The following is a 12555-nucleotide window of genomic DNA, read 5'->3' as shown; positions in this document are numbered from 1 at the left end:
ATGGAATTAACAAGTGAACACCTACAAGAACTCTACACATTCACACGTGAACATTATGTTGAACATTTCGATGTACAAACTGAATTAGTAGATCATTTAGCCAACGATATTGAAGAAATTTGGAAAACCCATCCTAATATGAGTTTTGAAAACGCTAAAGTGATGTCGTTTAAAAAATTTGGTGTTTATGGTTTTATGAATGTTGTTGAAGAAAAGCATAAACAAATGAATAAAAAATATAGAAAGATTTTGTGGGGCTACTTAAAAGAGTGGTTTACACTACCCAGACTCATTTTCACTACTGGTCTGTTTTATATTTTTTATATCTTATATCAACTACCAACCATTGGCACCTACCTTTTCTACGGCCTACAAATATTCTTTTCTTTATGCATTATAATACGCTGCCGTGCGTTAATTAAAAGACAACAATACAGCACACAAAAAACTGGAAAGAGCTGGCTTCTAGAAACTATTATCTTCAAAACAGCTTCTTCTAATATTTTAGTCTTCTGTTGTAATTTTTATACTGTTTTTCAGTGGACCGAATTTCTTCATGAGAAAAGATTCTCCTTAATAGCAGCCTTCTTTTCAGTACTCATGATTTTAGTTTCTTATATAACACTGGAACTTATTCCGAGAAAATCAAAAGAATTGTTAGCAAAACATTCTCCAGAATATGCCTTGGTATAATTTCAACATCAGGATACGATGATATGGATTGAAATTATGTCAAAAAATGATCTTCTTATATTTTTTTACCATCAACAATAATAACAATCTCGCCTTTGGCAGGTTTAGCTGTGAAATATGATAGTACTTCTTTTACGTCTCCTCGTTTGGTTTCTTCAAATAATTTTGTCAATTCTCTAGAAACCGAAATTTGTCGGTCTTCACCAAAATACTCTCCAAAATGAGTTAAGGTTTTGTTGAGTTTATGTGGACTTTCATAAAAAATCATGGTTCTTGTTTCTTCGGCAAGTAACTTTAAACGTGTTTGTCGTCCTTTTTTTACAGGTAAAAAGCCCTCAAAAATAAATTTATCGTTTGGTAAACCAGAATTTACCAAAGCAGGTACAAAAGCAGTAGCGCCAGGTAAGCACTCTACTTCGATATTGTTTTGTATGCAAGCACGTGTTAACAAAAAGCCTGGGTCTGAAATTGCCGGTGTTCCAGCATCAGAAATTAACGCAAACGTTTCACCACTCTGTAATCGTTTGATAATCGTATCTACTGTTTTATGCTCATTATGCATGTGGTGCGATTGCATAGATGTTCCAATGTCAAAATGTTTTAACAGTTTACCACTAGTACGGGTATCTTCTGCTAAAATAATGTCTACTTCGTTCAGCACTCTTACAGCTCTAAACGTCATATCTTCTAAGTTTCCAATTGGGGTAGGCACTAAATACAATTTACTCATACCGCAAAACTACAAAGTTTTATCCTTTCAACAGGGTTATATAATGCTTTTTGTACATTTGTTACCATGTCAGAGAACCTATTAGATACCATTAAATACCCGTCTGATTTACGAAAATTATCAAGTAATCAACTATCACGTGTTGCTCAAGACCTCCGTGCGTTTATAATTGATATCATTGCAACGAAAGAAGGTCATTTAGGTGCCAGCTTAGGTGTGGTAGAATTAACTATTGCACTGCATTATGTTTTTGATACTCCTAACGATTTGTTAGTTTGGGATGTTGGGCATCAAGCCTATGGCCATAAAATTTTAACAGGGCGAAGGGCTACTTTTCACACCAATCGTCAATTACGTGGCATTTCTGGTTTTCCAAAACGAAGTGAGAGTGTATACGATACCTTTGGGGTTGGTCATTCATCTACTTCTATTTCAGCTGCACTTGGTATGGCCATTGCCTCTAAATTACAAGGTAACACCAAGCAACATATTGCTGTAATTGGCGATGCATCTATAGCCAGCGGAATGGCTTTTGAAGCATTGAACCATGCAGGAGATACGGATGCTAATTTATTGGTTATTTTGAACGACAATGCTATCGGCATAGACCCTTCTGTAGGTGCATTAAAAGACTATCTGACAAGAATAAAATCTACACGGAACGATATAGAGCAACACAATATTTTTGAATCGTTAAACTTTGATTACTCTGGCCCTATTGATGGGCACAATTTTGATGAATTGCTCCGAGAATTAGAACGGTTAAAACATATCGCTGGACCTAAATTTTTACATGTCATCACTACCAAAGGTAAGGGGCTACGTCAAGCGGAAGAAAATCAAGTAAAATATCATGCTCCTGGAAGGTTCGATAAGGTTTCTGGAGACGTGCTTCCAAAAGAAAAAAACGAATTCACAAAGTATCAAGATGTCTTTGGAAAAACTCTTGTTGAATTGGCTCAGCAAAATGAAAAGATTGTGGGTATTACTCCGGCGATGCTCACTGGAAGTTCCTTAAAGTTTATGTTAGAAGCTTTCCCTGAAAGAACTTTTGATGTTGGTATTGCTGAACAGCATGCCGTAACACTAGCTGCTGGTATGGCAGCAGAGGGGTTGATTCCTTATTGCAATATCTATGCTACTTTTTTGCAACGTGCCTATGACCAAATTATACATGATGTTGCCTTGCAAAACCTACCTGTAATTTTCTGTTTGGATAGAGCTGGTTTGGTTGGGCAAGATGGAGCTACACATCACGGTATTTTTGATATCGCTTCTCTTCGTTGTATTCCTAACCTTATTGTTTTTGCCCCAAGAAATGAAATAGCATTGAGAAACATATTATACACCGCTCAATTAGGTATTCCAAATCCCATAGCGATTCGCTACCCTAGAGGAAGAGGTAATATACGTGCTTGGCAACTCCCTTTTGAAAAAATAGAAATTGGTAAAGGCGCTTGTTTAAAAGAAGGAACCGGAATAGCTGTGCTTTCTCTTGGAACTATTGCTAATAATGTCACAGAGGCGATAAAATCGTTCAAAAACAAAGACGCTATTGCTCATTATGATATTGGTTTTGTAAAGCCATTGGACATGAAGCTTCTTGAAATGATTTTTAAAAAGTTCAAGGTTATAGTTACCATAGAAGATGGATGTATCACAGGAGGGTTTGGCAGTGCTATTTTAGAAGCTGCTTCTTCGCACAATTATCAAGGGAAAATAGAGGTCTTAGGCATACCCGACCAGTTTATTCATCATGGTACTGTTGAAGAACTACAACAACAATGTGGTATTGATACTACAAGTATTGTTTCTTGTTTACAGCGTTTCTTATAATTAAAAGGCGACCTACCTACTAGCACCTTTTCTGATTGTAATGTATCCACTTTAATAACTTATGGTAATGTCAAAAACTCAAAATCTTTTGGCATTTTATAAGTGAAACCGAATTATGCAATAGAGAATCTATTACAAGATAAAACCAATGTAAAATCAACCACTTCCTTGTGCTTTTATTACACGTACCTATCTCATGACGAAGTTCTATTGCATAATTTGGGTTAAAAAGGAAAATTAATCCTTATTTATTATAATCTTTTTTGCTAATTTCTTTTGACGTTTCTCATTGTAAATTTCGATAAGATACATTCCGTTTCTAGATATCGTAGAAACATCCATTGAATTATTAATCACAGGAATTTCAATTACTGTTTTTCCTGATAAGTCTACTATTTTAGCAGTCCATAAAGAAGTATTTGTCATACCTCTTATTAATAATTTATCGATTGCTGGATTTGGATATATACTGATTTCAGAATTATAATATGGTTCTTTTAACTGATCTTTGGCTGTATTTCTCGACGCGTTTTGCGTTATACAAATTTGCTTGGTTTCTACATAATCAAAATCTCCTCCTGAAGCTAAGGTCGTATTTTTGCTATTGGTAATACGGTAAGACCCTCTTCCGTAACGACAACAAATACCATCGCCATAACTATCATTTATTCTAAAACTATAACAACCTATGGGGAGGCATTTTGAAACTGTACTAGTTTCACCATTGCCTTTATTGTAATTAGCTCCACTCATTACCGTTTCGCCTTCACTATTCTTTAACCTCCAAGATGTTTCTTTTGAATACCTATCAAAAACAATGGTTACAGAAACCTCTTCACAGTTTGAGTTATTTCCGCCACCTCCTTGATCACCTATTTCGTAAGAAATTACCAATGCTGGGGCCTTAGAACTACTTCCATTATACGATTCGGCTGTACGTTCTCCTGTTCCTGATATATAAAACATCATGGAGTTACCTGAATTCCAGTTAGATTTGTGCACTACATGTTGTACTAGTGATTTTAAATCAGGGGTTCTTTGAGCAGTTCCTGACGCTCCTACTGAATTCCATGAGCTTGGGTTCCAATTTATAGATTCGTTATAGTAATTTCTTGATGTAATATTATAACTCTGCGATGTAATATCAGGAGCATTTGATACATCTTGTACTTTTACAGATAATGCTGTTGTTCCCGAATTTCTCTCATCGGTTGTGAATTGAATATACGCGTTTGTTATTATTGCATTTGTCGGAATATCTAAGTCCCTAAATAACAATCCTACATGCTGGTTCCCCTTACTACCATCATATACCAATTCTAAATCTGAACTATTCATATACATTGTTCCTGACGATTGGTATTCTTCGGCATCATCATTACCCATGCTTATTGCAGAAGTGATCGTTCTTGATACATTTCCTATAAAAATAGTTATGGCCTCAGCGGTAGTTTCATTTCCTTCATTATCTCTTGCTACTGCCTTTATGGTGTATGGTTGATTATTTGTTATTGGTGTCCAATTGACATTGTAAGGAGCACTAGTATCTGTTTTAATAAGTGAATTATTCGCATAAAATTTCACGCTTGAAATGGTCCCATCACCATCTGTTGCGCTAGCCCCAATCGATACAGGTGTATTAAAAGGGTATGAAGACCCTGTAGTAGGGTTCGTAATGGCTATTTCAGGATAACTAACATCACTACTTATAATGGTGACTACACTTCCGTTTGAAGGATTCCAAAGATCTATATTAGTTGGCATCATAAACGGATTTGTATTTAATACTGCTCCAACAATGCTGGCATTATCTACTTTAACAGTTCTAACTTCTATTTTTGATTCTTCTACAAAAATCCATTTAAACTGATTAAATGTACTGGCATTTCTAGTCCAGTTTTTCGAATCGTTTGAAGAACGCAATGGAGCTCCCCAACAACCCTCTCCAACGTACACTGTTCCGTTAACATCATCTCTTATAAAACCGTCATCACAACCACCTCCTGAAGCACATGGTTTAACTGGCCAAGTAGTTTTCACGGTATGTGAATCAGACTCAAAAACAAGATTGACTCCTTTGTTATAAAACAATTCAGCCCAACTTGAATACTCGTCATTTCCTTCAGATTTTGACGAGACATGCGGGCGCATTGGTTTATGGTATTGGGCAGATTTCCAAATAGAATTATTTGAGTTCAAACGTCCGTTTAACCATGAATACTGGTTACCTCCTGCCGAAATTTCTGAGTTTAACGTATACACCGTATATAGGTTATTCCCAAAAGTAATATCATAATATATACTTGTTGAAGGCACATTAAATAAATTATAAATACTATTATTTGATCCTTCATGGTTTCCTCTTGCAGGAATGATTGGAAACATTCTACCATCATCAGCCGTGGTATATTGCCAATCATTAAACCAGCTTTGCCATTGAGAACTAGAATCACTATTGGTCATATCACCTCCAAAGAATACCGCTGTTGGTTTAAGTTTTGATACCAATAAATTTGCATTTCTACGAGGGGTTCTATTGTTTCGTGAATCTCCACCAGCAATAAACGACATACGCTCATTCGTGTTGGGTGCTGTTTTAAACCAAAAACGAGGACTTACCCCTTGACTATCTTTAATAACAAAATAGTAATTCGTATTGGGCATTAAATTCGTCAATTTGGAGAACGTATTATTCATTCCTTTATAAGAAACCGTGCGATCAACAATTTTAGTATTGGAATAACTGGCCCAATTTGTTCCGAAATCGTTGGTTCCATAATAAACTACGGGGTTTGACCCTGAAATTTGATTCCACCCTATGGTTATAGTTGTGGCAGGGTTATCCGTAATAATTAAACGGTATTTGTCATTGGATCCATAGGCACTTACTGCAATAACAAGTAGCCATATTTTAACTATTAATTTTTTCATTTGAAAAGGTTAAATCTTAGATCAACAAATATATTTTCAGCAATTTAAAATTCCATTACTAATTTTAAAGTTAATTTTATAATAATATAGCTAAAAACTTGTTAACCATTAGCTTACTGTTTCCTAAACTTGTATTAACAATCGATAAAAGGCCTCATTTCTATATTTGCTAAAATTTGAAGGTTATGCACCGTAAAACCCTTATTACTGTTCTAAAATATTGTTGTTTTCTTATTTTTATAGGTCGAGCTTACCAGCACTTGTTTTGGGACGCTCCCTACAGAAGTTTGTTTTGGGATCAACGTCTTTTAGAACCCATCATAAATTTTGTGTTTGAGATCTCTTGGCAATCTTATGTCACCAATCTTAATACCGATCATGCTATTCAATTCTTGACCAGGAGTGTAGGGGTTTTATATACAATTTGTGCAATTATCTCGCTTACTATTTCAGAACACCCAAAGAAATGGCAACGTAACATCTTAACAACAGGCACTGTAAGTCTTCTTTTTCTATCCTTACTACTGACCAAAGAAAAGTTTTATCATTTAATTATGTTCTTTGAGCATACCATTCAATTTGGTGTACCAGTCGCTCTACTCTATTACCTACGACATCCTAAAACATCTTCTTTAATTTTTTATTTAAAAATATGTATCGCATTAGCATTTACTTGTCATGGTATGTATGCTTTGGGCGTATTTTATCCGTTACCTGCTAATTTTGTTACTATGACGCTTAACATCCTTCCTGTATCAGAAGAAACCGCTAAAACATTATTATTCATAGCTGGTGTTTTAGACTTTTTCATAGCCGTAGGCATCTTCTATCCTAAAACAACAAAATTTATCCTTTTATATGCATCTTTTTGGGGCTTTATCACCGCATTAGCAAGATTGCTTAGTGGATTCCATTATGAATACTCTTTACATATACTACATCAATACACTTACTTGTTGATTTATAGAATACCTCATGGTCTTATTCCTTTATTAGTTTATATATATACTATAAAAGAAGACAGGCATAACAAAGCATTATTAAAAAAGTTGATGTTTCGCTAAGAGCATGAGAATAAAAAGAGAATAAAAGTATAATTAACTATTCGAGGAATAAGACCGTGCACTATTTATACGTGCTAACTTACCGATCTAATACCCGTTATTGTTTGAATTTACTGTAAAAGAAAATGGTAAATGGTATTAACATTCGAAATGATATAGCTTGCTTGTATCCCAAAAAAAAAGCGAATCAGTTACCTGATTCGCCTTCGCTATATATGTTGTAATACGTTCTAGTTATTCAATGCTTCTGCACCACCTACAATTTCCAAGATTTCATTGGTAATTGCCGCCTGACGTGCTTTATTGTATTTCAACAATAATTCATCACGTAATTCCTTAGCGTTGTCGGTTGCTTTATGCATTGCAGTCATACGAGCACCGTGTTCTGCAGCAAACGAGTCACGTATTGCTTTGTACAACTGTGTTTTTAATGACTTCGGTATTAATTCAAGTACGATTTCTTCTTTAGAAGGTTCAAAAATATAATCTAAGTTCACATTTGCATCTCCCTCTACTGGTAAAATTGGCAAGAATTGCTCCACTTCGACAATTTGTGTCGCAGCATTTTTGAATCTATTGTAAATGATCTCTATTTTATCATAAGAACCATCTATATATAAACTCATTAATTGTTCTGCAACTTTAGCAACATTGTTAAATGTTAAATCATCAAAAAGTTCATTCCTGTTTTCAAGAATATTGTGTTCTTTAGACAAGATGTCGTTTCCTTTTTTACCAATAGTTAGTAAGTCAACTGAAACGTCACTATATTCTTCATTGATTCTTCTAACAGCACCTTTTATGATATTAGTGTTAAAACCACCACATAAACCTCTGTTAGAGGTTATCGTAACGATTAATACTTTGTTAACTTCTCTTTGCGTAGAATAAGCTCCACCAGCATCACTATCTAAAGTAGCACTTAAGCTTTGTAATAACTCAGTAAGCTTAGATGAATATGGACGCATCGCCGTAATTGCATCTTGGGCTTTTTTCAACTTTGCAGCCGATACCATTTTCATGGCAGAGGTAATCTGCATTGTTGATCCAATTGACGTAATTCTGTTACGTATTTCTTTTAAGTTTGCCATACTACTAGGTATTTAGTATTGAGTATTGAGTATTGAGAAAACCATCTCAATACTCAACACTAAAAGTCATTTATTACGCTGTAAATTTAGCTGAAATTTCTTTCGCTACTTCTCTTAAAGTATCTGTTACTTCATCTGTTAATTTACCTGCTTTTAAAGTATCTAACACATCTCTGTGCTTTGCGTTTAAGTACTCTAAATAATCTCTTTCGAATTCTTTTACTTTATTTACAGGTACGTCTTTCAATAAGTTTTTAGATCCTGCATAAATAATTGCTACTTGATCTTCTACTGTAAACGGATCTCCTTGATTCTGTTTTAAGATCTCAACATTACGTTTACCTTTCGAAATTACATTCATGGTAGCTGCATCTAAATCAGAACCAAACTTAGCGAATGCTTCTAATTCACGATATTGAGCTTGATCTAACTTCAAGGTACCTGCTACTTTTTTCATTGATTTAATCTGTGCTGAACCTCCTACACGAGATACCGAAATACCCACGTTAATTGCTGGACGCACACCAGAGTTAAATAAATCAGACTCTAAGAATATTTGTCCGTCTGTAATCGAAATTACGTTTGTTGGAATATAGGCAGATACGTCACCAGCTTGTGTTTCAATAATTGGCAATGCCGTTAAAGATCCTCCACCTTTTACCATCCCTTTTAATGAGTCTGGTAAGTCGTTCATTTCAACTGCAATTGAATCATCGTTGATCACCTTAGCTGCACGCTCTAATAATCTTGAGTGTAAGTAGAATACGTCTCCAGGGTACGCTTCACGTCCTGGTGGACGACGTAATAATAATGATACCTCACGGTAAGCCACAGCTTGTTTTGATAAATCATCATAGATAATTAAGGCTGGTCTACCAGTATCACGGAAATATTCTCCAATAGCTGCTCCTGCGAAAGGTGCATATACTTGCATTGGAGCCGGGTCAGATGCATTTGCTGCCACAATTGTGGTATAGGCTAACGCTCCTTTTTCTTCTAACATATTAGCGATTCCCGCTACTGTTGAACCTTTTTGACCAATGGCTACATATATACAATAAACAGGTTCACCTGCATCATAAAATTCTTTTTGATTTAAGATAGTATCTAAAGCAACGGTTGATTTACCAGTTTGACGATCACCAATAATTAACTCACGTTGTCCACGTCCAATAGGAATCATTGCATCTACAGACTTAATTCCTGTTTGCATTGGTTCAGTTACAGGCTCACGGAAAATTACTCCAGGTGCTTTACGCTCTAGAGGCATTTCAAAAGTTTCACCTTCAATTGGTCCTTTACCATCAATTGGTTGTCCTAAAGTATTAACAACACGACCTACAATACCTTCTCCTGCTTGTAAAGAAGCAATTCTTTTCGTACGTTTTACAGTAGATCCTTCTCTTACCGATGTAGAAGCTCCTAATAGTACTACCCCTGCATTATCTTCTTCTAGGTTTAATACGATTCCTTCTAATTCGTTATCGAATTCAACTAATTCACCATATTGTACATTTGACAAACCGTATACACGCGCAATACCGTCACCTACTTGTAATACAGTTCCTACCTCGTTTAACGAAGCTTTCGCTTCGAAATTTGTTAATTGTTCCTTTAAAATTGCTGATACTTCAGCTGGTTTAATTGCTGCCATCTTATATCTTTTGATGATAATTAAATTTTTGGAATGTAATGACCATTGTCAAATACTCTTCTTAATTCATTAAATTGACTAGAGATACTTGCGTCGTATTGCACATCTCCAACACGTAAAATAAACCCACCTATAATATTAGGGTTTACTACGTTCTCTATACTTGCGCTATTTCCTGTAAGTGCTACAATTTTAGCGTGTATCTTTTCTTCTAATTCTTTGGTTAAGCTTACTGCAGTGGTTACTTTAGCAACCTGCATGCTCCTATAATGATCGTAGATAATGGTGTATTGCTTTGCAATAACTTCTAACATAATCATACGTTTGTTTTCTTCTAATAAGTTAAACAACCCTTTTACGATGTTGTCTACTTTATCTCCAAAAAGCGCTATTAAAACTCTATGTTTATCTGTCGCTCTAATTATAGGGCTTTTAAGCATAACATATAAATCGCTACTTTCGGCAATTGTATTTACGATGAACTCCATGTTATCGTTTACTAAAGCTTCATCTCCTGTTTCTTTAGCTAAGTTCAAAATTGCTTTCGCGTAACGTAATGCTGGTCTTGCTCCTTTCATTGATTCGCTATTGATTAGTTTAAAGTAACCTCTTCTAACATTCCTTCAACAAGCTTTAACTGATCGTCTTGTGAAGCTAATTCCTTTTTTACAATTGTTTCAGCAATACCAATTGATAAATCTGCTACTTTCTTTTTTAGCTCGGCTATTGCAGCTTGCTGCTCTTGCTTTATGGCTGCTTTAGCATTTTCTATTAAAGCTGCACCTTGCTCTTGTGCTTCTTCTTTAGCTTCTCCTATGATCGATTCTTTTATCTCACGAGCCTCTTTCAACATTGCATCTCTTTCAGCTCTCGCTTCTTTTAATAATCTATCGTTATCAGCTTGTAAGTTCTGCATCTCTTTACGAGCATTTTCCGCTTGATCTAATGCATTTTGAATACCTTCTTCTCTTTCTGTAAGGGAGTTCATTATAGGTTTCCAAGCAAATTTCGCCATCAAGAAAATTAATACTAGCAAGATAACTGCTTGCATTACAAATAAACCTATCGGAAAATCATTAAAAATATCCATACTAAACTATTATATTGTGTTTTTTGTTTAATTTGAAAACATTTCCTGTAACCAACCGTTACAGGAAAATGTTCTTTTTTGTTTTATCGAAAATTATTTCCCTAAGATTAAAGCACCAAATGCTAAACCTTCTAATAATGCTCCGATGATAATCATCGCTGTTTGGATTTTACCAGCAGCCTCAGGTTGACGAGCAATTCCTTCCATTGCTTTTCCACCAATTTGACCTAATCCGATTCCTCCACCGATTACGATTAATCCTGCTCCAATTAAATTGTAAGTTACCATAGTAAAAATGATTTATATAAATTAAACAAATTCTTATTCTAAATTAATGATGATCGTGTTCTTCTACTGCCATACCGATAAATAGTGATGACAACATGGTGAAAATAAATGCTTGTAAGAACGCGACTAATATTTCAATTACCGTAATAAACAATGCCAAAATTAACGATATACTGGTTGAACCAACCGTTCCGAATTGATTCTTTAAGGTAATCATTAAGGCAATTAAACTCATTACTACAAAGTGACCTGCGGTCATGTTTGCGAACAAACGTATTAGTAAAGAGAATGGCTTTGTTAGCATCCCTAATACTTCAATAGGGGCTAATATTATTTTCATTGGCACTGGTACTCCTGGCATCCAAAAGATATGCTTCCAGTAATCTTTGTTTCCACTAAACTGAACAATGAAGAACGTGAACAATGCTAAACAAACTGTTACGGCTATTTGCCCAGTTACGTTAAACCCTAATGGCGTTAATCCTAATAAGTTCAGCACCCAAATAAAGAAAAACACGGTTAATAAGAAGCCCATAAATTTACGGTAATGCTTCTCTCCAATATTCGGTTTTGCAATTTCATCTCTAACGTATAACACTAAAGGTTCTAAGACACGGCCAATTCCTGTTGGTATTGCTCCTTTCTTATAACTCTTAGCCAACGAACCAAAACCTAACAACATTAACAACCCAGCCAATAGCATTCCAAAAACACTCTTTGTAATAGACAAATCTAACACTGTATGCGCATTGGTTGCATGATGATCTTTATCAAAAGCAACTTCAGTTGCACCTTCATTAAGTTCATAAATTTTACTGTGAATCTTTACTAGTTTCACATCTCCTTTTTCAACCACCAACTTCCCATCATCATTGTGATGAAAAGATGAAGACATAAACATTTTCAATCCTCCGCTAGTCCAAACAATTACTGGTAGCGGAAATCCGAGATGTTTACGCTCACCTGCATCGTTTGTATACGAAAACAGGGCAAAATCATGCGAGTCTGCCAAGTGATGTTTAATATATCCTTTTATTCCTTCGGGAGTATTTATTTGCTCTCCCTTACTTGAAGTACCTCCGCCACTCGCTAATGCTGTGAACGAACTAAACACTAAAACTAAAATTGTTAAAAAACAGATAGGTTTTTTTGCTATCATCATACCTTGCTAAATATAG

11 protein-coding genes are annotated in these 12555 nt (G+C 35.2%); 3 read left to right on the top strand and 8 right to left on the bottom strand.

What is annotated here, in order from left to right; translation table 11 throughout:
* Positions 1 to 693 (top strand): hypothetical protein, encoded by a 693-nt coding sequence (locus AC2TDS_RS11910; RefSeq protein ID WP_484735811.1) that lies wholly within the window; start codon positions 1 to 3, stop codon positions 691 to 693.
* A gap of 55 nt (positions 694 to 748) precedes the next feature.
* Here the strand turns inward: AC2TDS_RS11910 and rsmI are convergent, their stop codons facing one another.
* Positions 749 to 1423: a 16S rRNA (cytidine(1402)-2'-O)-methyltransferase gene (rsmI, locus tag AC2TDS_RS11905; RefSeq protein ID WP_484735810.1), complete on the bottom strand. Its 675-nt coding sequence runs from the start codon at positions 1421 to 1423 to the stop codon at positions 749 to 751.
* Between the two features lie 66 nt (positions 1424 to 1489).
* Here rsmI and AC2TDS_RS11900 point away from each other — a divergent pair, with 66 nt between their 5' ends.
* Positions 1490 to 3259 (top strand): 1-deoxy-D-xylulose-5-phosphate synthase, encoded by a 1770-nt coding sequence (locus AC2TDS_RS11900; RefSeq protein WP_484735809.1) that lies wholly within the window; start codon positions 1490 to 1492, stop codon positions 3257 to 3259.
* 237 nt (positions 3260 to 3496) lie between these two features.
* Here AC2TDS_RS11900 and AC2TDS_RS11895 read toward each other — a convergent pair whose 3' ends face one another.
* On the bottom strand, positions 3497 to 6190 hold the full coding sequence (locus AC2TDS_RS11895; protein ID WP_484735808.1) for an Ig-like domain-containing protein: 2694 nt from the start codon (positions 6188 to 6190) through the stop codon (positions 3497 to 3499).
* A gap of 185 nt (positions 6191 to 6375) precedes the next feature.
* Between AC2TDS_RS11895 and AC2TDS_RS11890 the strand changes: the two genes are divergently transcribed.
* Positions 6376 to 7254, top strand: coding sequence for a hypothetical protein (locus tag AC2TDS_RS11890; protein WP_484735807.1), 879 nt, complete (start codon positions 6376 to 6378; stop codon positions 7252 to 7254).
* Positions 7255 to 7484: 230 nt separating this feature from the next.
* On the opposite strand, the gene atpG is transcribed toward AC2TDS_RS11890, so the two are convergent.
* The 6 genes from atpG to atpB all read right to left on the bottom strand — a co-directional run bounded on the left by atpG (position 7485) and on the right by atpB (position 12539).
* A complete protein-coding gene (atpG, locus tag AC2TDS_RS11885; protein ID WP_484735806.1) occupies positions 7485 to 8345 on the bottom strand; it encodes an ATP synthase F1 subunit gamma in 861 nt (286 codons plus the stop codon).
* Positions 8346 to 8418: 73 nt separating this feature from the next.
* A complete protein-coding gene (gene atpA / locus AC2TDS_RS11880; protein ID WP_484735805.1) occupies positions 8419 to 9999 on the bottom strand; it encodes a F0F1 ATP synthase subunit alpha in 1581 nt (526 codons plus the stop codon).
* A gap of 20 nt (positions 10000 to 10019) precedes the next feature.
* Complete coding sequence (gene atpH / locus AC2TDS_RS11875) at positions 10020 to 10577, bottom strand: ATP synthase F1 subunit delta (RefSeq protein ID WP_484735804.1); 558 nt, start codon at positions 10575 to 10577, stop codon at positions 10020 to 10022.
* Positions 10578 to 10591: 14 nt separating this feature from the next.
* Positions 10592 to 11089 carry a F0F1 ATP synthase subunit B gene (locus tag AC2TDS_RS11870; RefSeq protein WP_484735803.1) on the bottom strand — a complete coding sequence of 166 codons (498 nt, stop codon included), beginning with the start codon at positions 11087 to 11089 and terminating at the stop codon, positions 10592 to 10594.
* A 93-nt stretch (positions 11090 to 11182) separates the two neighbouring features.
* A complete protein-coding gene (gene atpE / locus AC2TDS_RS11865) occupies positions 11183 to 11377 on the bottom strand; it encodes an ATP synthase F0 subunit C (protein ID WP_093670707.1) in 195 nt (64 codons plus the stop codon).
* A 43-nt stretch (positions 11378 to 11420) separates the two neighbouring features.
* Positions 11421 to 12539 carry a F0F1 ATP synthase subunit A gene (atpB, locus tag AC2TDS_RS11860; RefSeq protein WP_484735802.1) on the bottom strand — a complete coding sequence of 373 codons (1119 nt, stop codon included), beginning with the start codon at positions 12537 to 12539 and terminating at the stop codon, positions 11421 to 11423.
* Positions 12540 to 12555 lie beyond the last annotated feature (16 nt).

Source organism: Tenacibaculum profundicola (genome assembly GCF_057220795.1).
Note: the sequence above shows the minus strand (reverse complement) of the source record. Positions and strands in the feature narration are given on the sequence as shown.

Coding starts and splice junctions, on each gene's coding strand:
- AC2TDS_RS11910 (WP_484735811.1), top strand. CDS start 1: ATGGAATTAACAAGTGAACACCTACAAGAACTCTACACATTCACACGT.
- rsmI (WP_484735810.1), bottom strand. CDS start 1,423: ATGAGTAAATTGTATTTAGTGCCTACCCCAATTGGAAACTTAGAAGAT.
- AC2TDS_RS11900 (WP_484735809.1), top strand. CDS start 1,490: ATGTCAGAGAACCTATTAGATACCATTAAATACCCGTCTGATTTACGA.
- AC2TDS_RS11895 (WP_484735808.1), bottom strand. CDS start 6,190: ATGAAAAAATTAATAGTTAAAATATGGCTACTTGTTATTGCAGTAAGT.
- AC2TDS_RS11890 (WP_484735807.1), top strand. CDS start 6,376: ATGCACCGTAAAACCCTTATTACTGTTCTAAAATATTGTTGTTTTCTT.
- atpG (WP_484735806.1), bottom strand. CDS start 8,345: ATGGCAAACTTAAAAGAAATACGTAACAGAATTACGTCAATTGGATCA.
- atpA (WP_484735805.1), bottom strand. CDS start 9,999: ATGGCAGCAATTAAACCAGCTGAAGTATCAGCAATTTTAAAGGAACAA.
- atpH (WP_484735804.1), bottom strand. CDS start 10,577: ATGAAAGGAGCAAGACCAGCATTACGTTACGCGAAAGCAATTTTGAAC.
- AC2TDS_RS11870 (WP_484735803.1), bottom strand. CDS start 11,089: ATGGATATTTTTAATGATTTTCCGATAGGTTTATTTGTAATGCAAGCA.
- atpE (WP_093670707.1), bottom strand. CDS start 11,377: ATGGTAACTTACAATTTAATTGGAGCAGGATTAATCGTAATCGGTGGA.
- atpB (WP_484735802.1), bottom strand. CDS start 12,539: ATGATGATAGCAAAAAAACCTATCTGTTTTTTAACAATTTTAGTTTTA.